The sequence below is a fragment of the Pullulanibacillus pueri genome (genome assembly GCF_014639255.1).
GTDB classification, from domain to species: domain Bacteria; phylum Bacillota; class Bacilli; order Bacillales; family Sporolactobacillaceae; genus Pullulanibacillus; species Pullulanibacillus pueri.
Window position 1 is genome coordinate 1 of record NZ_BMFV01000026.1, and the last position, 24,590, is coordinate 24,590.

Genomic DNA, 24,590 nt, shown 5'->3' on the forward strand with positions numbered 1-24,590 from the left:
GCGTCATTTAAAAGATTTCTCTTTTTGCGCTTGGCTTTTGTTCAGTTTTAAAGGAACAATTTTTCTTTCGTCGCTTGTAGCAACTTTTATATCTTAACAAATCGCAAATGATTTGTCAACAACTTTTTTCTTGTTGTTTTTGTGTTTGCCGTCTGATTAAGGCGACTTGAATACTATACCACGTATGATTTACAAATACAATACCTATCTATAAAAAACCTGATATTTTTTCATTCTACTAATGAAACCTTATTCATTGATATTCTTTTGACTAGGTTGGCGCATAAATTTAATACAGTCCTCACTAGAGGCAAAACGCTTAAAAATCTTAAATAAAATTTGATAACGTTCTTCCATTGCCCTTCGAACCATATGATTGATTCTACTATCATCAATTTCAAAGCTCAGTTCTTCAAGTTCCTTTTTTACCAAATACTCAATTTCACAAATTTCCTCTTCAGTAAAAAGTGCCCCAAGCATTCACTATCATCTCCACTACTATAATTTATATGTAGTTTGCCCAAGGACTTCCAAAATATTAACTATAAAAAATTAATATGGAATAAGTTATTTCAATCTAGTCATAACCCTGTCCAACCAAAAATAAAATGGTACAAACCGTTCTAATGGAGGTTGCCTATGCTTTTTATTTGGATACTCAATGGACGAAAAATCAAGAATCTTATTTTTATTGTCGTTGCTGCTTTCTTTGCGGCTCTTGTTGCTTTCGTTCAGAATGAGGAAATCACAGTCTTTTCTACAAATGACGGTCCACGCGCTTTATCAAAGGTGGAGACTAACAAAAAACAAGTAGCCTTAACTTTTGATATTGGCTGGGGAGATGATCGCCTAGACCCCATTCTTAATTACCTTGAAAAAAATAAAATTAGAGCGACATTTTTTATTACAGGTGAATGGGCCGAGCGCCACAAGGAAGTTGTGGAAGAAATGAAGAAAAAAGGGTTCGAAATAGACTCTCATGGGTATCGCCATGAGGCCTATACAGCACTTAAATCTAATGAAATCACACGAGACATACAATTAGCCGCTTCCGCAATTGAAAAAGCGTCTGGATCAAAACCAGAATTTATTCGTCCACCAGAAGGAAAAATTAATTCAAGTGTTCTCAAAACAGCTTCAGATACAGGAGAACAAGTTGTTTTATGGAGCGTTAACCCTCAAGATTGGAAAAACAGCAATTATAAATCAATCGCCAATGATGTCATTGAACAATCAGAAAAAGGGGGCATTATCCGACTACACGGATCAGATTCTGCAACCCAAACGTATAAGGCTTTACCCATTATTATCAACAAATTGAAAGATAAGCACTATTCTTTTGTAACGCTTAAAGAACTTGTTTCCGACTCGACGACTAAAATTAAAAACATTCAATAACCGCTTATAAATCTTTTCTACACGATTATTGTAGAGGAGATTTATTTTATTTTAAGGCAGAAGAAAAACCGAGCGAGGAGATACCCCTACTTTCGCCAAATGATACATTATAAAAAAAGAAGACATTATTTTGTCTCCTTAAGCAGTCTATGTAATTTTAAGATTTGGTAGGCATTACACGCAATAAGCGTTAATCCCATCACCCAAAACATATTATCCTTTTGCCGTAAATCCGGCAACCATTCTAAGGTTGTGACCACAAACATAAAGAAAAGGGTAGGAATGTAGGCTATCTTATTTGTGTCCCGTTTCTTCATTTCGGCAACAATTAATGAAATAACAAGCAGTATAGCTGGTGGAATAATATATTCCCAGAGACTCTCTCCATGACTATGAAGAGCACTATATCTTAGATAAACAAAATCAAAAAAGACAAAAAGAATCAGCAATAATTGGATGACTCCCCACCGTGAATGAGAACGAAAAATACCGAGCATAATGCGATGTAACGTCAAATAAGCAAAAAAGCCCATCTGACTTATCATACTAAAGAGTCCACCAAGAACAACCTTAATAAATAAGTCTATAAAAGCGCCTTTAACATGGCCGTCAGACATTCCCTGGCTTAAGGTCTCCCACTCCACAATAACTCCTACGACCAGTCCCACTATGCAACCGATTACTAAAGTTCTTATGAATAACGAAATCCATTTCTGTATACTCACCAAGCATCCCCCAAATCTCCTGTCACACCGATTTTACCAATGTCCCTAAAAAAAATCCATTGTTAATCTTATTTGGTTATGGATAAAAGAAAGCGCCAAAAGACATTCTATAACTAAATGATCGTTAAATGAGGGAGGTAAACGAATGCATCATCTACGGAGATTTGGCTTGATTCTGTTACTGCTCATACTCTCTGTTGGTTGTTCTTCCCAACCCTCGGCGCAAGGGAGCAATCCAGATTATCAAACCACTAAAAAAATGGTAATTGATATGCTTAAAAGCGACGATGGTCAAAAGGCCATTCAAGATATATTAAGCGATGACCAGTTCAAAAAAGAACTCGTGATCAATCAAGACTTTGTAAAAAAAACCATCACTGAGGCCGTCGCCTCTGAAAAGTCTAAAGATTTCTGGGAACAAATGCTGGCTGATCCTGAGTTTTCTCAACAACTTGCAACCACTATGCAAAAGAACAACGAAAAAATCTTAAAACAACTTATGAATGACCCTAATTATCAGGAAGCTATGATGGCCATTTTTAAAGCTCCAGACATGGAAAGCCAATACCTTGACCTATTAGAAACCCAACCTTTCCGTAAACAGATCCAAAAAGAAATTATTGAAACCATGGAAAGTCCTTTATTTAGCACACAGATGAGTAAAGCCCTGCAAAAGGCCGTTAAACAAGAAATGCAACAAAGTGAAAGTAAAAGCGGCGGAGGAAACGAAGGTGGGGATCAAACCGGTCAGTCATCCTAATCACACCTCAATTTTCTATGACCCACTCAAAACAGGTTTTGCCTTTACTCACCAAAAAATCCGAACTCTTCATTTTCAAACAGCTATTTGAAAATGAGAGTTCGGATTATTTTTATGCAACAAACACGCCCCGTTAATGACCTGACATTTGTTTTTCGCTATCTGTGTTGCTTTTTTATTGGAGTTTATCTATAACTTTACCTGCAATTTCAATATAGACTTGTCCTATTTTATGCTCACCTGCATAAACGGATGGCGCAAAGACACCCTCCTGCTCCTCAGGTTGTTCAAGCGGAATCTTTCCAAGAAGATCTGTCTCAAGAACTTCGCTTAACTTCTCACCGCCGCCTTGGCCAAAGACATATTCCTTCTCACCGGTCAGTTTACTTTCAAAATAAGACATATTTTCAATAACGCCTAAAATATCATGCTCTGTTTTAATCGCCATGGCGCCTGCCCGTGCAGCAACAAAAGCCGCTGTTGCATGCGGAGTCGTGACAATAATCTCATGACAATGTGGAATCATGGAATGGACATCCATTGCAATATCCCCAGTACCTGGAGGTAAATCAAGGATCAAATAATCAAGATCTCCCCAGTCCACCTCAGTAAAGAAGTTATTAAGCATCTTACCGAGCATCGGTCCTCTCCAAATAACAGGGGAATTATCTTCTACAAAAAAGCCCATTGAGATGACTTTAACACCAAAACGCTCAACTGGTACGATGTGTTGGTCTACCACTTGGGGACGGTTTTCAATCCCCATCATATCCGGGACACTAAACCCATAGATATCTGCATCTAATATCCCTACTTTTTTACCTAAACGGTGTAAAGCAATCGCTAAGTTAACGGACACAGTCGATTTACCAACACCGCCCTTACCACTTGCAATCGCAATAAATTTCGTTTTACTTCCTTTAGAAAGTAAGGTTGGTCGTCCTTCCGGAATACCTCCTAGTTTTTCTATAGCCTCTTCGCTTAATGGCTCAAAGCGTAAACCCACAGATTCCGCTCCAGCCGCCTTTAGCTTCTGCACAATTTCTTGCTGCACTTGCATTTGTTCGGCCGTTTGGGTCTTCGCCAAGGCTATTTTCACACTTACAAAAGAGTCAGAAATTTTTACTTCGCGGACACCCTCTGTTTCAACAACACTTTTATGTAAATGTGGATCTTTAACTGTTTTTAAAACTTCAAGGACTTGCTCCTTAGTCATCATACGAAAAACCTCCCTTGTGCTAATGATAAGCACTACAAATAGTAGAAGTACTCAAGTCACTACAATCAGTATAACAATTTTAGATTAAAAAAGGAAAAATTTAAGAACCAGCCTTTTATGAGGCTGGTTCCTTTTCTTTGGTATAATATCTTAATATTCCGTTATATATAGATTCAGCAATTTTATTTTGATAATCGTTTTGGACTAAAAGTTGTTTTTCCGAAGGATTGGATAGAAAACCGACTTCAACTAATGATGAAGGAACTTTTGACTGTTTGAGTAAATAGATATGCCCGATTTCTTTCGCCAAACGATCAGTATTTTCTAGATTTTTTCTTAATGAATCTTGAATAAAGGAGGCCAATTTTTTATTATCCTCTGACTTGGGATGATAGAAGGTCTGGGCACCATGCCACTGTGAGGCAGGAATTTTATTTAAATGAATACTGACAAACATGTCCGCATCTGAATGATTAATAATTTCTACTCTTCTTTGTAAATCTTGAGATTTCCGTTTACTCAGCCCTTTTAACCCTTCATCTGCTAAGTCCTTGTCCTTTTCCCTCGTCATAATAACCAAAGCTCCTGCTTCTTGAAGGTAATCGCGAAGCTTCTTCGTTATTTCCAGGGCAATATCATCTTCTTGAACATCACCACTTTCAGCCCCACCGTCAGCGCCTCCGTGACCTGGATCAAGTACAATGATTCTACCCGCTAAAGGTAAATGCCACTGGTCCCATGAATGTCTTGTAATTACTTCATAATTAATAATAAGTATGAGTAATAAAACCCCTAATATAATGACGGCCTTTTTTAAGCGACCTTGCATATATTTACCCTCCATCTCAGGCGACATGTCCTTATATAACATTTATATGGGACAAGGGGCAAATATATGAAAAGTTTTATGGAATTAGTGCAACTTCAAGCGATAACGACGAATGGCATTCTCCAAACCATCTTTCCACCAATAATATAAGAATCCTTGACAGGCTGTGTAAAGCGATTGAATCATGACATCATCGGGAGAATACCAAAACATCCAAAAATCAAAGAGGTCATCGGTTAACACCTTCAATTGTTTTTCACTTCGAGCATAAATATTGAGGATATCCTCACCATAATACCCAAAGCGACCAAAGGATGCCCCAAGTAATGAGGCCTCGATAGCGTAATCTAAACACATATCTGATATCGTTTGTCTATATAAATGTACTTTTTGTAAAAAGGGTTCAAAATAATCCTTAATAATGGCTTCCACTTCAGGAAGGGATAAGTCCTTTAACGCTTTTCTTTCTAAATCAAGCTGTTTATAACGGTACTTTTCATGAAAGCTCATGACCGTTCCCATCACATTCTCCTCCTTTCGTTATTAGTCTTTACCAAGAGGAAAATGGAATGCTAACACCTTTTGCCATGGGAAAAGTTTAATGCCCAAGTAAGAAAAACCTGTCTACTGAAAGTTATCTGCAAAAGACTATAACCTTTACGGCTTCTCACGAGTGAGAAATTTGTCTATACCTCACGCGATCATTTATTTTCATTATATCTCGCTTTAAGCGTGACTGCTCTCGAATTTGGCCATGGGAAAGGACTAACATAGCCTTACACTCATTCGCTCAAGCTCTCTCTCTGTTTTATTGTCCGTATGAATACTCCCAATACCCCGATAAGCGAAAAGATAAGGAAAGCCGTCGTATACGAAGACATTTGAATAAGACCACCAGCAAGTGAGGCACCAATAAACTGACCAATTCCAAGCAATAAAAAGGAAAGGCTGATCCCTACTGATGGATTGTCAGAAAAAAGTGATGTTCCCCAGACAATGAAGACACCTGTTAAAAAAATATAAGTCATGCCAAATAGGATCGCAGAAAGAAAACTGATCGCTAAGATGGGAAGCGTAAGGAGAGCGACGGCACCTGCCATTAAAAGGACGCCTACCCAATATGACCATTGCATGCCTATGCGATGAATAATGCCACCAGCTAAGCCCCCCACAATTCCAAAAGCCCCCATCACAATCCAAAAACAAGTCGCTTCAGTATTTGGAACATTGTAATTGACCACGAGAAAACTCCTTGAGAATGTCCAATAAATCGATGAACTGATCCCTATGAGTAGCGATGCAAGAATTAGTGGTATACTCCTTTTCCATAACGTTAACAATTCCCGAAAGGAAACAGGGGTAGCTTTTTGTTTTCGTGCTGGAATGACTTTTGCATTCCAAATGAGAACCACAACAGTGATCAAGGCAAACACAGCATAGGAAATCCGCCAATATTCCATAAAAAATAGAGCAATAGGTCCAGATAAAATAATCCCAAAGCTTGTTCCAGAATTGATCCATGTGTTTCCTCTGTCCTGCTCCGATGGTTTCAACTCATTTGCTGTAACTGTGCCAAAGGCTGGAGAGGCCCACCCTGTGCTTAAGCCGGCAACAAAAACACTGACACCCAACACAAAGGCGTTGGAAGAAACCGCTATGCCGACAATTCCAAGCAAAGCAAAAAGGGCGGACAAACGAATAGCAACATGCTGACCTGCCCTTTCAATCATTAGAGAAGAGGTTAAAAGAGCCATACAATAAGCAAAATAACCTAGGGAACCAATAAAGCCAGAACACGCCTCGGTCAACTTGAATGTCTGTGATATCTCTGGTAAAAAAAGCCCGAAGCTAAAGCGGGCAAACGCATAGGAAATACCAATTAGAGCAATGCCGGGTAAAACCATTTTTCTCACTTTAAACACCCTTTCCTATATAGAACGATCATTATATTCACAAGCAAAAGAAAATGCGAGTAATATTACTCACAATTTAATCATGAATCAAGAAAAACCCGATTTGTCATCGTCAGAAGTTGCTGGCCAACCACTTTAGGGTCTGTTGTTTCAGAGAGCGCAGTTGCCCCTTCTAGCAACAAAGTAAACTGCAAAGCATCCTCATCAGTGATCGTCTCATCCATATTTTGAATGAGCCTTACCATCGACTCTTTATGATTGTTCACCAACTGCACCACCGGATGATCCGGATCACTGCCAAACTCCTCCTTAGCGCGCAAGAACATACAGCCACATTGTTGATGTTCTGCTAACCAATCTGCGTGTCCCTTAGCGAGATTCAAGAGCGTCAATCGTTTATCATCTGATAAATAACGTCTTAAATACTTTTTATACTGCTGTTCACGGCGTTTCAATACTTCTACGATGAGGTCATCCTTTGACGCGAAGTGATTATACAAAGTCATAATCGCAATATCAGACTCCGAAATGATGCGTTTTAAACCAATCGCATGGAACCCATTTTGGTAAAACAGCCTCTCAGCTACGCGCAATAACTTTTCCTTTTTTTCACTCAAACTAAATCCCCTCGCTTTATATAGAACGATCATTATACTCTCTAAAGAATAACATGATTGTAACCTTTGTTCAATAAAAAGGGCAGTCCTACATCTTGATTTTCTATGCCCAACCTGTTTCCTTCAGACCTAAACACGCTGATACTATAAGAAAAACTGGGCGTAAAAGCATGCCCGATCCTTATTCAGTTGGGCATTAAAAAGCTTTTTACCAAAATGCTTCGTCAGTATCAAGTGGATTGGAGCGGAAGACGCTCTGGCTCCTTCGGGAACAGCAACCAGCGTTACTTCACGAGTGAACTTCGAGTTGTTCCGAGAAAGCTGACGACGAAGCAATACGAGTAGACGCAGGAACAGGTGACTTTTAATCATAAATACTTTGGAACACACAGATAAGCTATTCCAAAATTAGCTGAGGCCACTAAGGACGATCGGCTAAAAACGTCACGTCATTAAGGGACTTCGACTAAAACCGTCACATCCGTGTGACAACGTCGAAGCTAGCACCTCAACCACCCCAAAAAGTAAAGAACACTTTTCGGGGACCCCGATGGTGCGTCGAACGTCGACCCTACCCACATCAAAAAATCGTAAAAACACGATTTTTCTGCGAGGATTATTCTCTTAGACGCTTTCCTTAGTCGTGTGGGCATGAGGAAAGCGAGCGTTCTGGAACGGAAATCCACACCATCCAGATGACCAAATTTTATACATTCTTATACTTGAACAAAAAACCTTGTCACTCAAAGAGTAACAAGGTTTCTGTATTTTGAGAGAAATCTCTTATACAAACTCTAGCCAGTGTAATTCTTCCTCTGTTAATTCAATTTTCGATCCTTCATAACAGGAGAGTAATTCTTCTTCATTCTGGGCACCAATAAGAGCACAAGTTGGAAACGGCTGATTAAGAACATAGGCTAAAGCAATTTGAATCGTACTTGCCTCTTTTTCTTTAGCTAATGCTTCAGCCCGTCTCAGCCTTTCCCAGTTTTGATCATTATAAAAGACACGGACAAGATCTTCATTGCTTCGGTCTTCGGGTGTAAAACGTCCGGTAAAGAAGCCTCTTGCCTGTGATGACCATGAGAGGAGGGGCATTTGCTGTTCTTTATGCCATTCACAATAGGCAGCATCCGCTGAAATACAGCCCGGCCAGTAGGGTTCTTGTGCCTTAGCGAGACTGAGATTCGGGCTATTAAAAGTGAATCCCACCAAACCCTTTTTTTCAGCATATTCATTGGCTTCTTGTAAACGCTCAGTGGTCCAATTGGAACCGCCAATAGCTTTAATCCTTCCAGCGGCAATATGTTCATTCAATGCATCAATAATCACACTCACAGGAACATTAGGATCATCTCGGTGCAAAGCATATAAATCAATATAATCGGTTCCGAGTCTTTCTAAACTTGTGAATAGGTCACTTTCAATCGCCGCAGGATTGACACGCGGTCCATTTTGATCATGGTGAGCGCCTTTAGTCAAGATCACAACATCCTCTCGGTTATTGCGTTCTCTTAACCACTGACCAATGGCGACCTCACTTTCTCCGCCGCAATAAATATGCGCTGTATCAATGGTATTTCCCCCTATGGCAAAATAACGATCCAATACAGTGCTCACTTGTTCATAAACACTTGGTCTAAAATAGTCTGAACCCTGAATTAATGTCGTTACAGGTTTATCAAGACCCGAGATCTTAATGGTTTTCATTTGCGAATCCCCTCCATTGTCAGTTCTACACGGCGGCGTTCTCTTGCTGAAGTTAAACAGGCATCAAGCACTTTCATATTTAAAATCGCATCACTTGCTGGATACGGAAGCGCCTCACCATAAAGGATACTTCTTCCTAAAGCATCTGCTTGTAAGCTATACTGATTTAATTTAGGGACCTCTACTTCCCTTGAACCCTCTTTTGTTGTGACAATAAAGTTGTCTTGCTGATCTTGATGAACAACAAATGCGGAAGGCACTTCAATTCGACCCTCTGTTCCGATCACCTCAAGTACATTCCTTCCAGCAGCCCACATCCCACAATCAAAAGTTAAGGCCACGCCATGATTAAATTCCAAAATACCCGCTGCCATCATATCGACATCACCATGCGCTTCAGAAAACAAGGCATGTACAGTAGCTGCTTGAGGTTCTTGTTCTAGAAGCATTCGTGCGGCACTAATAGGATAAACACCCACATCGTATAAAGAACCGCCACCCCATTCCTTTTTATAGCGAACATTCCCCATGTCTCCTGCATTATTAAAAGTGAAATTGGCATAAAGCCCTCGAAGTTCACCGATCTCACCGGATTGAATAACTTCGCGTATCATCTTATACCGCGGATGATATCGGTACATAAAAGCCTCGGCAAAAACAACTCCTGCTACGTCGCAGGCTTCTGCCATTTCTCGAGCTTCCTCTGCGTTAATAGCCAACGGTTTTTCACATAACACATGTTTACCAGCTTGAGCGGCACGGATCGTCCATTCCTTGTGTAAATGGTTAGGAAGTGGTATGTATACGCTATCAATATTAGGATCCTCAAGTAACTCCTCATAGCTCCCATATGCTGTAGGAATATTTAACTCTTTAGCTGTTTGTTGCGCTTTTTCTAAGGTTCGGCTCGCTATAGCGGTCACTTCTCCTGTTTCGGATTGTTGAATGCCTGGGATCACTGAACGTTTAGCGATGCCTGCACTCCCAATAACGCCCCATCGAATTTTCTTCATAAGCTTCCTCCCCTTGACCCATTAAGATTATATTGTCATTATATTAAATCTTCTATAAAATATAAATAAAAGCTTTTTGCTCATGAATAAAACAATATTGCGATGAAAGGGTGGCGGTTGTGCAGAGACAGTATTTATTGCCTACCTTTAATAAAAAAGAATACATGATCTTACCCGAATCCATTGGCTGGTATTGGGATGAGCCTTATCACCAGGTTGATCGAAAAGCAGGTACGCATAACAATTTTAGTATCCATTTTGTCGTATCAGGAACAGGTTATGTTGAAATAGATGGGCAATCTTATCCTTTAAAGCGTGGAGATGCTTTTCTCTATTTCCCTATGCAAGAACAGCGGTATTATAGCAGCGAGGAAGACCCATGGAATATCCGCTGGGTCCATTTCTACGGCAGTGTTTTAAACGGCTTTCTTTCCGATAGTGGATTTGATCGCTCTCCACTTTGGCATGTCCAACACATCACACTATTAGAATCTTCCCATCAACAGCTCCTTGAAGAAGCTGAACAGAGAAGCTTTTTACAATTATCAACCCTTTCGACGTTAACCTACACGTTTTTAATAGCGTTCATGACGCAAGCGGAACCGCGCACCTCCGATCGAAAGCCCGAGTTAGATGATCGCATTAGAGCGCTTCTCCCTTTAATGCAGGATAAAGCGAGCGAACCCTTTGAACTCGATTACTGGGCCCATCAAATCGGAGTAAGTACGTATTATTTTTGTCGCTTATTTAAACGTGCCACCCAAATGACTCCTATGACATTTATCACCTTCTGCCGCCTGCAAATGATCAAACAATTACTGCTCGACAACAAGGACATGGCGATTAAAGACATTGCCGAAAGATCAGGCTATACAAGCATCAGCTATTTTAATAAACGCTTTTTAGAACAAGAAGGCATGACGCCCACCGAATATCGGCAGCTGTATTTTAATAAGAATTAAGAGACGTAATGACAAAAAAGACTCCCACCAAAAGGTGAGAGTCTTTCGAAACGAAAATAGGATTAACGTTTTGAGAACTGTGGTGCACGACGAGCGCCTTTAAGACCGTATTTCTTACGTTCTTTCATACGTGGGTCACGAGTTAAGTAACCTGCACGCTTAAGAACAGGACGGTATTCAGGATCAGCTTGCAATAGTGCACGAGCGATACCATGACGAATGGCGCCTGCTTGTCCGGTGAATCCACCGCCATTCACATTTACCAATACATCATATTTACCTTCAGTTTCAGTTTCTGCTAAAGGTTGTTTAATTACAGTTTTTAATGTTTCGAACGCCATGTAATCATTGATGTCGCGGTTGTTGATCGTAATTTTTCCTTCACCAGGAACAAGACGAACGCGAGCAACAGATTTTTTACGACGACCAGTACCTAAATATTGAACCTGTGCCAATGGTTTCCCTCCTTATCAATTAGCCTCTTAATTCGTAGCTTTCAGGTTTTTGTGCTTGGTGTGGATGTTCACTACCAGCGTATACAAAAAGTTTTTTAGCCATTTTGCGACCTAAGCTGTTGTGTGGGAGCATGCCTTTAATTGTTCTTTCAAGCAACTCACGAGGATATTTAGCGCGCATTTCAGACGCGGTACGTTCTCTTAATCCACCAGCCCAACCGCTGTGGTTATAATATTTTTTATCTTGAAGTTTTTTACCTGTAAATTCAACTTTTTCCGCATTAATGATGATCACATAATCTCCAGTGTCAACGTGCGGTGTATATATAGCTTTATGTTTGCCACGTAAAATGGAAGCTACTTCACTTGATAGGCGACCAATTGTCTTGCCTTCTGCGTCAACAACTAACCATTTACGTTCAACATCTTGTGCTTTTGCCATGTAAGTGGTACGCACAGTATTCCCTCCTCTAAAGGCGTCATTTCGTTATAAAAATCCATCTATAGTTTACGGGGCTATTCGTGGTTATTTTATAGAAATGCCACATCATAATATATAGTAATATAGCCCTTTTGTCAAGGCCATTTGAACATTATTCAATTATCAGTAACCTACCTGCCATAAATAAAGCCCTTGTGCAGGCGCTGTCGCATAGGCCTGCCTACGATCTCTTGCCTCTAAAATACTTTTGATCTCTTCAGGCTCTGCCTCACCGCGTCCAACCGTTAATAGATTGCCCACAGCAATTCTCACCATTTGGTATAAAAAGCCGTTCCCAATCATGTGAATACATATTTCATCGTCTTCAACATGGATTTGCACATCAAAAACTGTCCTCACCTTGTCTTTGACCTGGGTGCCAGAAGCACAGAATGATGTGAAGTCATGTGTCCCCAGTATATACTTTGCCGCCTTTTGCATCACCGAAATATCAAGGGGCACAGGCACATGATAAGTATAAAGCCTTCGAAAAAGGTCACGCTCAGGGCGATGAAGAATTCTGTATCTATACTCTTTCTTTTTGACATCAAACCGGGCGTGAAAATCATCCGACACACGTTCAACCGTTTTAATGTGAATATCTGAAGGCACTAGTGTATTAAGCGCCCTCTGCCAATTGTCCTCAGGGATTGAAAGGGGACTATCAAAATGAATCACTTGACCCGCGGCATGGACGCCAGCGTCTGTTCGGCCCGAAGCTGTTATTCTCATCTGCTTCCCCTTGTGCATCTTTTGTAATGCCGTTTCAATCTCCTGCTGGACGGTTCTCTTGTTTGGCTGGACTTGATAGCCAGAGAACTGTGTGCCATCATATGAAATCGTACATTTCCATCGTGTCACAACGTCAACCCCTTAAAAGCACTAGAACAGGTATGAGCACAATAACCACCAAAAGCAGCAAGGAATCCTTAAGCCCCCACTTTAATAGGCGAAGCTTTGTGCGTCCAATATCGCCGCGATAACCGCGTGCTTCCATCGCCATGGCTAAATCCTCTGCCCGCTTAAAAGCACTAATAAACAAAGGAACGAGAAGCGGCAGGATCGCTTTAATTCTTTGTGTTAAAGGGCCAGATGAGAATTCAACCCCTCGTGCCGTTTGCGCCTTCATGATCTTTTCTGTCTCTTCCATCAATGTGGGGATAAAACGTAAAGCAATAGACATCATCAAAGCAAATTCATGAACAGGAAAGCGCAATTTTTTAAATGGCCTCAGTAAATTTTCTAATCCATCAGTGATATCAATAGGTGTCGTGGTCAAGGTCAAAAGCGTCGTCATAATGACAATCACGAGTAAGCGAACAGAGATAAAAGCCGCTTGCTGGAGACCCCCTGTTGTTAAGTGAAACCAGCCATAGTCAAAAATCGCCTCTCCACTCTTCGTAAAAAAGGCATTCAATACAAACGTAATAATAATGACCAGAAGAATCGGTTTTAAACCCTTATAGATAAAGCGTAGCCGTACTCTTGACAAAACAATGGCCACTAAAGTCAAAATAACAATGACACCATAAGTAACCCAGTTATTCGCTAAGAAAACAATAAATATGAGAGCGAAAACCGCTAGCAATTTAGAACGAGGGTCCATATGGTGTAGGATAGATTTTCCCGGTACATATTGTCCAATAATTATATTCATCATGGGCCATCTTTTTCCTTTTCAAGAAATTGTGCCACATAGTGTGCGGTTTCCTCTAATCGGAAAAGAGGGGTTACAATATCTTTGCCAAACTTATCACTGACTCGCTTGAGAAAATGCATCGTTTGCGGAATATCCAAGCCTAAGTCAAACAGCAACTCTCTTTGACTAAAAACAATCTCAGGTCTATCCTTTATGACTAATCGCCCTTTATCCATGACCATAACTTCATCTGAATAGAGCGCTGCATCATTCATATTATGGGTGACCATGATGATCGTAAGCCCCTGCTCCTTATTCAACCATTGAAATAAATCCAGAATCTCTCGATGCCCTCTTGGATCTAACCCGGCCGTGGGCTCATCAAGAATGAGGACTTCAGGTCTAATCGCTAGGATGCCCGCAATGGCCACTCTCCGCATCTGTCCCCCACTTAAATCAAAGGGGGATCTTTCTAAGAACGATTCCGGTAGGTGCACCCATTCCAGTGCCTCACGCGCTCTTCGCCTCGCTTCATCTTCCGTACACCCAAAATTAAGAGGACCGAACATAATATCCTTTTCAACGGTCTCTTCAAAAAGCTGGTGCTCTGGATATTGAAAAACCATACCGACGCGTTGCCGAAGGCTTTTTAAATCCTTCACTTTAGAATCAGCGACAATCTTGTGATCTCCTATAATGATTTCACCTTTGGTTGGCTTTAAAAGACCATTAAGGTGCTGCAAAAAAGAAGACTTACCTGAACCCGTATGACCAATAATGGTGATGAATTTGCCAAAGGGGATGGATACATTAATATCATCCAGTGCTAGGCGCTCAAAGGGCGAATTCGGTTGATAAATATGGGTTAAATGTTTAACTGTAATTTCCACAGCTCATCCACCAATTCCTTTTCGGTAAAGGCCTTTTCTGAAAGATTTAATCCATTCTCTTCAATCAATAACTGACGCAGTTTAACGGTGAAAGGTAAGTCCAGACCCATCTCGACTAAACCTTCTGGCTCTTTAAAAATATCAATAGGCGTTCCCTCTCGCACAATCCTTCCTTCATCCATCACAATCATGCGATCGGCACTGGAGGCTTCCTCAAGATCATGGGTGATCGAAATAACCGTAATCCCTCGGGTTTTATTCAGCTCATGCATGACTTTTAACACATCACTTTTCCCCCGTGGATCAAGCATTGACGTCGCTTCATCCAAAATAATGATAGATGGCCTTAATGCAACAATACCCGCAATGGCCACACGTTGTTTTTGACCTCCAGAAAGCCGATGAGGTTCTTGTCCTTGGAATTCACTCATCCCTACCAGTTCAAGAGATTCACTTAACCGCTGGACCATCTCTTCCCTAGGAACGCCGTGATTTTCCATTCCAAAGGCGACATCATCTCTCACTGTGGTCCCAACAAACTGATTGTCCGGATTTTGAAATACCATGCCAACAGAACGCCTTATTTCCCAAAGAGAGTCTTCATCTGAGGTGAAAAACCCCTTCACCTTAACGCTTCCTTGTTCCGGGACAAGGAGCCCATTGAGGCATTTAGCCAGTGTGGATTTCCCTGAACCATTATGGCCTGTAATGGCAAGCCATTCACCAGCCTCCACATGAAGTGAAATATGATCAAGAATCCAATCAGGATCCTCATTTCTATATTTGAAACATAGACTCTCAATGTCAATCATCGTTTCGTTCACTAACATGCCCCCCTATCTCTACACTCAAACAAACAATGATAGGTCTTTCAGTGGAAGTCAAAATTGCCCTTATAAGGTCTTCCACAGAGTTATATAATCTGGACGTTATTTAGAAAAACCGGGCGAAATGCATGCCCGGTCCTCATTCAGTTGGGCATTAAAAAGCTTTTTTACCAAAATGCTTCGTAGTATCAAGTGGATTGGAGCGGAAATCCACACCTTCCTGATGACCAGAATTTTATACATTCTTATATTTTAAAAAAGCCCAAAAAGAAAAAAGGGCATAAAGCCAAGGCTATAATCACCCGCTTTGCCCTTTTGATGTTTATACGAACTCGATGATAGCCTGTTCCGCGTTATCACCACGGCGAGGTCCTAATTTTAGGATGCGTGTATAACCGCCTTGGCGTTCTTGGTAGCGCGTTGCAATGTCATCAAATAATTTTTGAACTGCATATTGTCCGTCTTCATTAGCGACTTCGTTGCGAACGAAAGCTGCCGCTTGACGACGAGCATGTAAATCACCACGTTTAGCTAGCGTGATTAATTTTTCCACGATAGGACGTAGTTCTTTAGCTTTGGATTCGGTTGTAGTGATTCTCTCGTTAATGATCAAATCAGTAGCCAAATCACGGAATAATGCCTTACGAGCAGAGCTATTTCTGCCTAATTTTGCGTATGCCATGTCAGGGACCCTCCTTCTTTTAGTCTAGTTTCTTTTTTGCGCAAAAAAGAAAGTTGGGACACGTTATTCTTCTTTTCTCAAGCCCAGACCTAAATCAACGAGCTTTTCTTGTACTTCTTCAAGAGACTTGCGACCTAAATTGCGAACTTTCATCATGTCTTCTTCCGACTTTTGCGTCAGCTCTTGTACTGTATTAATGCCAGCACGTTTTAAACAGTTATATGACCGCTGCTTGATCAGTGAGGCCAACAAAGATATTAAGGTGCTCTGTTAGAATTTTAGCCCCTAAAGAAACTGCTTCTTCAGGTCTAATACTTCCATCAGTCCATACATCGAGGGTTAACTTATCATAGTTGGTGACCTGACCGACACGCGTGTTCTCTACTTGGTAATTGACTCGAGAAACAGGCGTGAAAATCGAGTCAACAGGAATGACACCGATTGGCATATCGTCGTTATTATTACCTTCTGCAGGAACATACCCTCTACCTTTTTTGGCAGTCATTCTTAGATGGAATCTTGCTCCTTCATCTAATGTGGCAATGACAAGCTCTGGATTCAAGATCTCTACATCACTATCATGAATAATATCTGCCGCAGTGACTTTACCTTCACGTTGAACGTCGATTTCAAGTGTTTTTTCCTCTTCGGAATAAATTTTCATCGCAAGATTTTTGATGTTGAGAATTATCGCTGTTACATCCTCTACAACACCGTCCATCGTTGAAAATTCATGAAGTACACTATCAAATTGGACGGAAGATACTGCTGCACCCGGGAGGGAGGATAATAAAATGCGCCTTAGGGAATTCCCCATCGTCGTTCCATATCCACGTTCCAGCGGCTCTACGACAAACTTGCCATATTTAGCATCATCGCTGATCTCAACCGTTTCGATTTTCGGCTTTTCGATTTCAATCATTCAACTAAACCCTCCTTCAAACGTAGAAACTCGGGGCGTGAAGCTTGCCCAAGGGTCTCTTAAAGCCCAATGGGCAGGCGGTTCAAGCCTCACCAGAAATTTTTATCTCGTCCTTTACATATAAAAGCCAGTATTGACAAATGTGGCTATTTTATACTTATTAGACGCGACGACGTTTTGGCGGGCGGCAACCGTTATGAGGAACGGGTGTCACATCACGGATAGCAGTGACTTCTAATCCAACTGCTTGTAAAGCACGAATCGCTGCCTCACGACCTGCACCAGGACCTTTAACCGAGACTTCAATTGACTTCATTCCGTTTTCCATCGCTGCTTTCCCAGCAGTTTCAGCAGCTGTTTGCGCAGCAAAAGGTGTTGATTTACGAGAACCTTTGAAGCCTAAGCCGCCTGCACTTGCCCAAGATACAGCGTTACCGTGTGGGTCTGTTACAGTGACAATCGTATTGTTAAAAGTTGAACGAATGTGAGCAATGCCACTTTCGATATTCTTTTTCACACGACGTTTACGATTGGTTCGATTGTCAGTACGTTTAGCCATAACTTATATAACCTCCCTTATTTTTTCTTGTTAGCCATAGTCCGACGTGGACCTTTTCTTGTACGTGAGTTGTTTTTAGTATTCTGTCCGCGAACAGGTAATCCACGGCGATGACGAATCCCACGATAAGAACCGATCTCGATCAGGCGTTTAATGTTTAAAGAGACTTCACGACGAAGGTCCCCTTCGACTTTATACTTGTCGACTTGTTCACGTACACGTCCTAATTCTTCTTCGGTTAAATCACGCACTCTTGTCTCTTCAGAAACACCTGCATCACTTAAAATCTTCTGAGCTGTTGTTTTACCAATACCATAAATATAGGTCAAGGCAATAACAACACGCTTCTCTCTTGGAATATCAATACCTGCGATACGTGCCAAAAGCGTACACCTCCTATCGATTAACCTTGTTTTTGTTTATGTTTAGGATTTTCACAAATCACCATGACGGTACCCTTCCGACGGATGACCTTGCATTTCTCACATATGGGCTTTACCGACGGTCTGACTTTCACTTAAAAAACCTCCTTAGAGCGCGGGGCTCCTTTTAATTACGGTAAGTGATCCTTCCGCGCGATAAATCGTACGGTGACAATTCTATCGTCACACGATCTCCAGGTAGGATACGTATATAGTGCATACGCAGTTTCCCAGAAATGTGAGCTAGGATCTTATGTCCATTTTCTAGCTCGACGCGAAACATTGCGTTAGGCAAAGGTTCAATAACAGTGCCTTCCACTTTAATGACGTCTTCTTTAGCCATCGATCGATTCACCCTTCCTTAGGTCACTATAAAATTCTTCAATATATTTTGCGATGGCAAATCGCAATTTACCGTTTGTGACTTTACCGGTTTCATCGATGCTGTTCTTCACTTCATCAGAAATATAGGGTTGAAGTTCCAAATGATTTAAATTCTTTTTCTTAGCCCGATCAAATTTCCGTTTATCCCCATCAGCAACTTTGACAAAGCGACTGTCTAATACTTCTACAATCACACAAAGCGCCTCTGTATCTCTGCCTTTAATCACACGAACGAGTTGACCGGGTATGGGAGTTGTATCCGAATCGCTTACCAATCTGTCATCACCTTCACTTAAGGCTTTATAATAAACTGGCAGCTGTCTCAACAATTATAGCTTTATTCCTTGTTGATTATACTTATACCGGCTCAGGTGACCGTGTAAGACAGTGCCTCCCATGAAGACAGTCTATTATATACCATCATTCATAAGTTCTCAAGCGGTCTTACTTCTTCACTTTTGCAGGTCTCCAAGAATCGCTTCGATGGATTTAAATACGTCATCGATATTCCGGTTGCCGTCGATCTCATACAAACTGCCTCTATTACGATAAAAATTAAGAAGTGGTTCTTGTTGCTTTTCATTAACCTCAAGTCGAGCATTAACAGTTTTTTCACTGTCATCCTCTCTTTGATATAACTCACCGCCACATTTATCACAAACACCTTCAACCTCGGGTGGGTTAAACACAACATGATAAGTCGCACCGCACTGCTTGCATACGCGACGACCTGTAAGTCGTTCTAACAGTTTGCTTTTATCGACGTTGATATAGAGTGTGGCATCAATTTTACGATGAGTTGCGGTTAAAATATCCTCAAGTGCTTCAGCTTGAGCGGTTGTACGAGGAAAGCCATCTAAGAGAAACCCTTTTTGACAATCCTCTTTATCTAAACGCTCTTTAACAATACCGATAGTCACATCATCAGGAACAAGCTCACCAGCATCTAAATATGATTTTGCTTTCTTTCCCAGGTCAGTCTCTTCTTTAATTGCAGCGCGGAACATATCCCCGGTAGATATATGAGGAAGACCGTAGCTTTCAACAATATATTCAGCTTGTGTGCCTTTTCCTGCTCCGGGGAGTCCCATTAATATTAAATTCATGCTACCCCTCCATATCCCTTAAGAATTTCTGGTCTAGGTAGGCTTCAGATGTTAAACGTCATTTATCTTACCTTCTAATGAAGCCGCGATAATGCCGTTTAATGAGTTGACTTTCAATACGCTTCATGATGTCTAAAGCAACACCAGTGACGATCAAAAGACTCGTTCCGCCAATTCGAATATTTGCCGGGAGTCCGGCAATATCAACAAAAAGCATTGGCAAGACCGCGATCACTGCCAAGAATATGGAGCCAGCTAAGGTTAGACGGTAAAGTATACGGGTTATATATTTCTCCGTTTGCTTTCCTGGGCGTATTCCTGGAATGTAACCACCCTGTTTTTTCAAGTTGTCTGCCATTTTTTCTGGATTGACTTGTACAAACGTATAGAAATACGTAAATGCAATGATCAAAGCAGCATAAATGATCATACCCGTTACCGTTGTATAATCAAAGGTTTGAATAATCCATTTGGTTACTGCGTTTTGATGAAAGAAACTCGCTACAGTTCTAGGTGTCATTAATAATGCAATGGCAAAGATAACTGGGATAACCCCTGCAGCATTTACCTTTATAGGTAAGTGAGTGGATTCCCCACCGTATGTCTTACGCCCTGCAGTACGTTTTGCATATTGAATAGGAATACGTCTCATACCCTGTTGGATGTAAATCGTTCCTATAATAATTGCAATAATCACCACTAAAACGATGAGCAAGAAGATAATTTGTAAAAACAAGTTATCGGCGCCTTGAATTTTTTGAGCATAAAGCTGGTTTGCAGCATTAGGAATACGAGCAACAATACCTGCAAAGATAATAACAGATATACCGTTTCCTACTCCATGTGATGTAATTTGTTCTCCAAGCCACATCAAGAAAGAGGTTCCTGCTGTTAATATAAGGGCGATCAATAGGTAGGTTGTAATGCTAGGGTCTTGTACAAGGCCTGGGAATTGAGCATTAAACCCATATGCCATTCCAACAGCCTGAATAAACCCTAGAATAACCGTACCATAACGCGTCACTTGAGCAAGCTTTTTACGTCCCATTTCACCTTGCTTTGACCACTCAGTGAACTTAGGAATAACATCCATTTGTAAGAGCTGTACAATAATAGAAGAAGTGATGTAGGGCATAATCCCTAAGGCAAAAATAGAGAAGTTCTGTAATGCGCCACCACCAAAAGTGTTAAGAAATCCGAAAACCTGATTGCTTTCAAGATTAATCACACTACTATCTACCTTTGGAACAGGTATAAATGTACCAACTCTAAAAATGATAAGCATTAACAGCGTGAAAATTAGCTTTCGACGAATATCACCCACACGCAGAATGTTGGAGATCGTATTAAACATTAAATCACCTCAGCTGTTCCACCGGCAGCTTCAATTGCATTCTTAGCAGCTTCAGAAAACTTAGAAGCTTTTACAGTAAGTTTATTTTCTAACTTACCATTACCAAGAATTTTAATGCCGTCTTTGGCCTTGCTCACAATTCCTTCCTCAAGCAACAACTCAGGTGTAACTTCAGTTCCTGCTGCAAATCGATTAAGAGTCTCTAAGTTAACAATTGCGTACTCTTTTCTCGTTGGATTTGTAAATCCACGTTTTGGTACACGTTGAATTAACGGATATTGTCCGCCTTCAAAACCAGGGCGAACACCACCGCCTGAACGAGACTTTTGACCTTTTTGGCCACGACCTGATGTCTTACCTAATCCAGAACCGTATCCACGTCCAACGCGTTTGCGCTCTTTTCGGGAACCTTCTGCAGGCTTCAATTCATGTAGTTTCATTTCGGCACCTCCTACTTATATATTGATCAACTTAACAAAAATCATCGGGTTTTACCGTTAAGTTGTTGTCTTCTACTAAAACACTTTATTATTCACTCACTTCGTTAACCGTTACTAAGTGAGAGACTTTTTTAATCATACCACGAATTGCAGGATTATCTTCTTGTACTACTGTTTGATTGGTCTTTTTAAATCCCAAAGTTGCAACTGTAACTCTTTGATCTTTAGGACGTCCGATAACACTACGAGTGAGAGTGATTTCGAGTTTTTTAGCCATTCAATATCCCTCCCTTATCCTAGCAATTCTTTAACGGATTTACCACGAAGTTTGGCAACTTCCTCTGCACGCTTAAGGCTTTGTAGGCCTTGAACTGTAGCACGAACCATATTGATAGGGTTATTGGAGCCTAAGGATTTAGAAAGAATATCGCCAACCCCTGCAAGTTCAAGCACGGCACGCACAGGACCACCAGCGATAATTCCAGTACCTTCAGCAGCAGGCTTTAAAAGCACACTACCAGCACCATACTTACCAATGATTTGATGTGGTATCGTTGTTTTTACGATAGGTACACTAAACATATTTTTCTTTGCATCTTCAATACCTTTACGAATAGCTTCTGGTACTTCTTGAGCTTTTCCTGTACCGAAACCAACATTGCCATTTTTATCACCAACAACAACTAATGCTGCAAAACGGAAACGACGTCCGCCTTTGACTACTTTTGCAACACGGTTAATGGCAACAACGCGTTCTTCTAATTCAGATTTATTACGCTCACGAGATTGCATACTTTTCCCTCCTTCTCTTAGAATGTAAGTCCAGCTTCACGAGCACCGTCAGCAAGTGCTTTGATACGTCCGTGATAGAGATAGCCTCCACGGTCAAAGACAACTTCCTTCAATCCTTGCTCAAGCGCACGCTTAGCAACGAGCTCGCCAACTTTTTTAGCGGCTTCGATATCTGTACCTTTAGTTAAACCAGCTTCTTTATCTAAGCTAGATGCTGCGACAATAGTTTTGCTAGTTTCATCATTTATGATCTGTGCATAAATGTGTTTAGAGGAACGAAATACATTAAGACGAGGACGGGCAGTTGTACCAACCACACGACGTCGAACATGTTGATGTCTTCTCTTACGAACACTATTTTTATTTGGCTTAGTGATCATGTCCTAGTCACTCCTTTCTGTTACAGATGACTATTTACCGGTCTTTCCTTCTTTACGGCGTACATTTTCGCCTTCGTAACGAATCCCTTTACCTTTGTAAGGTTCAGGTGAGCGGACTGCACGGATATTAGCAGCAACTGCACCTACGCGCTCTTTGCTAATCCCTTTAACAGTAACCTTGTTGTTACCTACCACTTCAATTTCAATACCTTCCTCAGGTACAATCTCTACTGGGTGGGAATAACCAACGTTTAATACTAAGTTGTTTCCTTGTTTGCTTGCTCTATAACCGACACCCACAAGCTCAAGCTTCTTTTCATAGCCTTTAGTAACACCTTCAACCATATTACTAATGATACTTGAAGTTGTGCCGTGAAGAGAACGATGCAATTTTGAGTCGCTTGGACGCTCTACCGTAACTGCATCTTCAGCAACATTTATTTTCATATCTGGATGAAAAGTAAAGGAAAGTGCTCCTTTTGGTCCCTTTACATCCACGTGGTTTTTTTCATCAACAGTGACCGTTACATCTTTTGGTACCTCTGTAGGTCTTAAACCAACTCGAGACATTGTAACACCTCCATTCGCTAAATAACGATTACCAAACGTATGCTAATACTTCGCCGCCGACTTTTTGTTGACGAGCTTCTTTATCAGTAATAATACCTTTTGAAGTAGATACAAGCGCGATCCCAAGACCTCCAAGAACTCGAGGAACTTCATCCGCTTTTGCATATACTCTAAGGCCAGGTTTACTAATCCGTTTCAATCCTGTAATAACACGCTCTTGATTTACACCGTATTTTAAGAAAATACGAAGTACGCCTTGCTTGTCGTCTTCAACAAACTCCACGTCTCTTACAAAACCTTCACGCTTTAAAATTTCAGCAATTTCTTTTTTCACTCTCGAACCTGGAAGCTCCAATGATTCGTGACGTACATTGTTTGCATTCCGGATGCGAGTTAGCATATCTGCTATCGGATCTGTCATGACCATTTGAGTGACCTCCTTCCCTAACTTGGGGTTTACCAGCTGGCTTTTTTCACGCCCGGAATTTGACCCTTGTAAGCTAATTCGCGGAAGCAAATTCGGCAAAGTTTGAACTTACGTAGGACAGAATGTGGACGTCCACAACGTTGGCAACGTGTATATTCTTGGACTTGGTGTTTCTTAGGTCGATTTGCTTTAGCAATCATCGATTTCTTAGCCATGCTTTACCTCCTTGCTTACTATTTTCTAAATGGCATACCGAATAATGTTAAAAGTTCTCTTGCTTCTTCATCAGTTTTAGATGTCGTAACAATAACAATATCCATGCCGCGTACTTTGTTGATTTTATCGTAGTCAATTTCAGGGAAAATGAGTTGTTCACGTACCCCTAATGTGTAGTTTCCACGACCGTCAAAAGATTTTGGTGAGATCCCACGAAAATCACGTACACGTGGTAATGATACAGAAATTAACTTATCGAAGAACTCATACATTTTTTCGCCACGAAGAGTAACCTTCGCACCGATAGGCATACCTTCACGGAGTTTGAATCCAGCGATGGATTTTTTAGCTTTAGTGACAACAGGCTTTTGCCCTGAAAGTGCAGCCAATTCCTCAACAGCCTCATCTAAGACTTTTGAATTTTGCACTGCATCGCCAATCCCCATATTAATAACGATCTTTTCAATACCAGGGACTTGCATTCTATTTTCATAATTAAACTTCTCAGTTAATGCCGGAACTAAATCATTTAGATATTTTTCTTTTAAACGATTCAAGCCAGTGACCTCCTTTCAGAAACAAATTCTTATTTATCCAAAGGTTCGCCTGATTTTTTTGCAATGCGGACCTTTTTACCGTCTACAGTTTTGTAACCAACTCGGGTTGGTTCACTCGTTTTCGGATCGAGAGGCATCACGTTCGAAGCATGAATAGGTGCTTCGATATCTGAGATACCGCCTTGAGGATTATCCTGTGAAGGTTTGGCGTGTTTCTTCACGATATTAACGCCTTCTACCAAGACACGATCTTTCTTTGGATAGGCTTCGAGGATAACGCCTTGTTTACCTTTATCTTTGCCTGAGATAACTTGAACTTTATCTCCCTTTTTCACATGCAT

General features: G+C 40.9%; 35 protein-coding genes and 1 pseudogene. 3 read left to right on the forward strand and 33 right to left on the reverse strand.

Going from position 1 to position 24,590, the window contains the following annotated elements; genetic code table 11:
* Positions 1-249: 249 nt before the first annotated feature.
* A complete protein-coding gene (locus IEV91_RS14900; protein ID WP_188498220.1) occupies positions 250-480 on the reverse strand; it encodes a hypothetical protein in 231 nt (76 codons plus the stop codon).
* 159 nt (positions 481-639) lie between these two features.
* Here IEV91_RS14900 and IEV91_RS14905 point away from each other — a divergent pair, with 159 nt between their 5' ends.
* Positions 640-1,398 carry a polysaccharide deacetylase family protein gene (locus tag IEV91_RS14905; RefSeq protein WP_188498221.1) on the forward strand — a complete coding sequence of 253 codons (759 nt, stop codon included), beginning with the start codon at positions 640-642 and terminating at the stop codon, positions 1,396-1,398.
* A gap of 125 nt (positions 1,399-1,523) precedes the next feature.
* On the opposite strand, the gene IEV91_RS14910 is transcribed toward IEV91_RS14905, so the two are convergent.
* Positions 1,524-2,123 carry a KinB-signaling pathway activation protein gene (locus IEV91_RS14910; RefSeq protein ID WP_188498222.1) on the reverse strand — a complete coding sequence of 200 codons (600 nt, stop codon included), beginning with the start codon at positions 2,121-2,123 and terminating at the stop codon, positions 1,524-1,526.
* A gap of 145 nt (positions 2,124-2,268) precedes the next feature.
* Between IEV91_RS14910 and gerD the strand changes: the two genes are divergently transcribed.
* Entirely contained in the window at positions 2,269-2,883 is a 615-nt protein-coding gene (gerD, locus tag IEV91_RS14915; RefSeq protein ID WP_188498223.1) for a spore germination lipoprotein GerD, read from the forward strand.
* 175 nt (positions 2,884-3,058) lie between these two features.
* Here gerD and salA read toward each other — a convergent pair whose 3' ends face one another.
* The 7 genes from salA to IEV91_RS14950 form a co-directional block, all read right to left on the reverse strand.
* Positions 3,059-4,102 carry an iron-sulfur carrier protein/transcriptional regulator SalA gene (salA, locus tag IEV91_RS14920; RefSeq protein ID WP_188498224.1) on the reverse strand — a complete coding sequence of 348 codons (1,044 nt, stop codon included), beginning with the start codon at positions 4,100-4,102 and terminating at the stop codon, positions 3,059-3,061.
* Between the two features lie 115 nt (positions 4,103-4,217).
* Complete coding sequence (gene cwlD, locus IEV91_RS14925; protein ID WP_188498225.1) at positions 4,218-4,931, reverse strand: N-acetylmuramoyl-L-alanine amidase CwlD; 714 nt, start codon at positions 4,929-4,931, stop codon at positions 4,218-4,220.
* 84 nt (positions 4,932-5,015) lie between these two features.
* Positions 5,016-5,453, reverse strand: a complete 438-nt coding sequence (locus tag IEV91_RS14930; RefSeq protein WP_188498226.1) for a DUF2521 family protein — start codon at positions 5,451-5,453, stop codon at positions 5,016-5,018.
* Positions 5,454-5,713: 260 nt separating this feature from the next.
* The gene (locus tag IEV91_RS14935) at positions 5,714-6,835 is read right to left on the reverse strand and encodes an MFS transporter (protein WP_229745612.1); all 1,122 of its coding nucleotides are present in this window, start codon (positions 6,833-6,835) and stop codon (positions 5,714-5,716) included.
* A gap of 89 nt (positions 6,836-6,924) precedes the next feature.
* Complete coding sequence (locus IEV91_RS14940) at positions 6,925-7,461, reverse strand: TetR/AcrR family transcriptional regulator (RefSeq protein WP_188498228.1); 537 nt, start codon at positions 7,459-7,461, stop codon at positions 6,925-6,927.
* 783 nt (positions 7,462-8,244) lie between these two features.
* Positions 8,245-9,171, reverse strand: coding sequence for an aldo/keto reductase (locus tag IEV91_RS14945; RefSeq protein WP_188498229.1), 927 nt, complete (start codon positions 9,169-9,171; stop codon positions 8,245-8,247).
* On the reverse strand, positions 9,168-10,184 hold the full coding sequence (locus IEV91_RS14950) for a Gfo/Idh/MocA family protein (RefSeq protein ID WP_188498230.1): 1,017 nt from the start codon (positions 10,182-10,184) through the stop codon (positions 9,168-9,170). Before IEV91_RS14950 ends, IEV91_RS14945 begins: the two co-directional genes overlap by 4 nt.
* 119 nt (positions 10,185-10,303) lie before the next feature.
* On the opposite strand from IEV91_RS14950, the gene IEV91_RS14955 reads away from it, so the two are divergent.
* Positions 10,304-11,146, forward strand: coding sequence for an AraC family transcriptional regulator (locus IEV91_RS14955; protein WP_188498231.1), 843 nt, complete (start codon positions 10,304-10,306; stop codon positions 11,144-11,146).
* 62 nt (positions 11,147-11,208) lie between these two features.
* On the opposite strand, the gene rpsI is transcribed toward IEV91_RS14955, so the two are convergent.
* From rpsI to rplX, 24 genes and pseudogenes are all read right to left on the reverse strand, one after another.
* A complete protein-coding gene (rpsI, locus tag IEV91_RS14960; protein WP_188498232.1) occupies positions 11,209-11,601 on the reverse strand; it encodes a 30S ribosomal protein S9 in 393 nt (130 codons plus the stop codon).
* A gap of 19 nt (positions 11,602-11,620) precedes the next feature.
* Positions 11,621-12,058 (reverse strand): 50S ribosomal protein L13, encoded by a 438-nt coding sequence (gene rplM / locus IEV91_RS14965; protein WP_188498233.1) that lies wholly within the window; start codon positions 12,056-12,058, stop codon positions 11,621-11,623.
* A gap of 147 nt (positions 12,059-12,205) precedes the next feature.
* Positions 12,206-12,943: a tRNA pseudouridine(38-40) synthase TruA gene (gene truA, locus IEV91_RS14970; RefSeq protein ID WP_188498234.1), complete on the reverse strand. Its 738-nt coding sequence runs from the start codon at positions 12,941-12,943 to the stop codon at positions 12,206-12,208.
* 4 nt (positions 12,944-12,947) lie between these two features.
* On the reverse strand, positions 12,948-13,742 hold the full coding sequence (locus IEV91_RS14975) for an energy-coupling factor transporter transmembrane component T family protein (protein WP_188498235.1): 795 nt from the start codon (positions 13,740-13,742) through the stop codon (positions 12,948-12,950).
* Positions 13,739-14,611 (reverse strand): energy-coupling factor ABC transporter ATP-binding protein, encoded by an 873-nt coding sequence (locus IEV91_RS14980; RefSeq protein WP_188498236.1) that lies wholly within the window; start codon positions 14,609-14,611, stop codon positions 13,739-13,741. The genes IEV91_RS14975 and IEV91_RS14980 overlap by 4 nt, the downstream gene beginning before the upstream one ends.
* Positions 14,587-15,441, reverse strand: coding sequence for an energy-coupling factor ABC transporter ATP-binding protein (locus IEV91_RS14985; protein ID WP_188498237.1), 855 nt, complete (start codon positions 15,439-15,441; stop codon positions 14,587-14,589). Before IEV91_RS14985 ends, IEV91_RS14980 begins: the two co-directional genes overlap by 25 nt.
* Before the next feature lie 319 nt (positions 15,442-15,760).
* Complete coding sequence (rplQ, locus tag IEV91_RS14990; protein ID WP_188498238.1) at positions 15,761-16,120, reverse strand: 50S ribosomal protein L17; 360 nt, start codon at positions 16,118-16,120, stop codon at positions 15,761-15,763.
* Between the two features lie 63 nt (positions 16,121-16,183).
* Positions 16,184-17,042, reverse strand: a pseudogene (locus tag IEV91_RS14995) (DNA-directed RNA polymerase subunit alpha).
* 160 nt (positions 17,043-17,202) lie between these two features.
* A complete protein-coding gene (rpsK, locus tag IEV91_RS15000; protein WP_188498239.1) occupies positions 17,203-17,601 on the reverse strand; it encodes a 30S ribosomal protein S11 in 399 nt (132 codons plus the stop codon).
* A 17-nt stretch (positions 17,602-17,618) separates the two neighbouring features.
* A complete protein-coding gene (gene rpsM / locus IEV91_RS15005; RefSeq protein WP_188498240.1) occupies positions 17,619-17,984 on the reverse strand; it encodes a 30S ribosomal protein S13 in 366 nt (121 codons plus the stop codon).
* A 20-nt stretch (positions 17,985-18,004) separates the two neighbouring features.
* Positions 18,005-18,118, reverse strand: coding sequence for a 50S ribosomal protein L36 (gene rpmJ / locus IEV91_RS15010; protein WP_003322638.1), 114 nt, complete (start codon positions 18,116-18,118; stop codon positions 18,005-18,007).
* Positions 18,119-18,150: 32 nt separating this feature from the next.
* Positions 18,151-18,366, reverse strand: a complete 216-nt coding sequence (infA, locus tag IEV91_RS15015) for a translation initiation factor IF-1 (protein WP_188498241.1) — start codon at positions 18,364-18,366, stop codon at positions 18,151-18,153.
* Complete coding sequence (locus IEV91_RS15020; protein WP_188498242.1) at positions 18,359-18,682, reverse strand: KOW domain-containing RNA-binding protein; 324 nt, start codon at positions 18,680-18,682, stop codon at positions 18,359-18,361. The genes infA and IEV91_RS15020 overlap by 8 nt, the downstream gene beginning before the upstream one ends.
* 177 nt (positions 18,683-18,859) lie before the next feature.
* On the reverse strand, positions 18,860-19,513 hold the full coding sequence (locus IEV91_RS15025; protein ID WP_188498243.1) for an adenylate kinase: 654 nt from the start codon (positions 19,511-19,513) through the stop codon (positions 18,860-18,862).
* Positions 19,514-19,580: 67 nt separating this feature from the next.
* Complete coding sequence (gene secY / locus IEV91_RS15030) at positions 19,581-20,867, reverse strand: preprotein translocase subunit SecY (RefSeq protein WP_188498244.1); 1,287 nt, start codon at positions 20,865-20,867, stop codon at positions 19,581-19,583.
* Complete coding sequence (rplO, locus tag IEV91_RS15035; RefSeq protein WP_188498245.1) at positions 20,867-21,307, reverse strand: 50S ribosomal protein L15; 441 nt, start codon at positions 21,305-21,307, stop codon at positions 20,867-20,869. Before rplO ends, secY begins: the two co-directional genes overlap by 1 nt.
* Positions 21,308-21,395: 88 nt before the next feature.
* Positions 21,396-21,584 (reverse strand): 50S ribosomal protein L30, encoded by a 189-nt coding sequence (gene rpmD / locus IEV91_RS15040; protein ID WP_188498246.1) that lies wholly within the window; start codon positions 21,582-21,584, stop codon positions 21,396-21,398.
* A gap of 14 nt (positions 21,585-21,598) precedes the next feature.
* Positions 21,599-22,099, reverse strand: a complete 501-nt coding sequence (gene rpsE / locus IEV91_RS15045) for a 30S ribosomal protein S5 (RefSeq protein ID WP_188498247.1) — start codon at positions 22,097-22,099, stop codon at positions 21,599-21,601.
* 17 nt (positions 22,100-22,116) lie between these two features.
* Entirely contained in the window at positions 22,117-22,479 is a 363-nt protein-coding gene (gene rplR / locus IEV91_RS15050) for a 50S ribosomal protein L18 (protein ID WP_188498248.1), read from the reverse strand.
* A 30-nt stretch (positions 22,480-22,509) separates the two neighbouring features.
* Complete coding sequence (rplF, locus tag IEV91_RS15055) at positions 22,510-23,049, reverse strand: 50S ribosomal protein L6 (protein WP_188498249.1); 540 nt, start codon at positions 23,047-23,049, stop codon at positions 22,510-22,512.
* Positions 23,050-23,077: 28 nt separating this feature from the next.
* Positions 23,078-23,476, reverse strand: coding sequence for a 30S ribosomal protein S8 (gene rpsH, locus IEV91_RS15060; protein WP_188498250.1), 399 nt, complete (start codon positions 23,474-23,476; stop codon positions 23,078-23,080).
* Positions 23,477-23,505: 29 nt separating this feature from the next.
* Positions 23,506-23,691, reverse strand: coding sequence for a type Z 30S ribosomal protein S14 (locus IEV91_RS15065; protein ID WP_188498251.1), 186 nt, complete (start codon positions 23,689-23,691; stop codon positions 23,506-23,508).
* Positions 23,692-23,709: 18 nt separating this feature from the next.
* Complete coding sequence (rplE, locus tag IEV91_RS15070) at positions 23,710-24,249, reverse strand: 50S ribosomal protein L5 (protein WP_188498252.1); 540 nt, start codon at positions 24,247-24,249, stop codon at positions 23,710-23,712.
* 29 nt (positions 24,250-24,278) lie between these two features.
* A complete protein-coding gene (gene rplX, locus IEV91_RS15075; RefSeq protein ID WP_188498293.1) occupies positions 24,279-24,590 on the reverse strand; it encodes a 50S ribosomal protein L24 in 312 nt (103 codons plus the stop codon).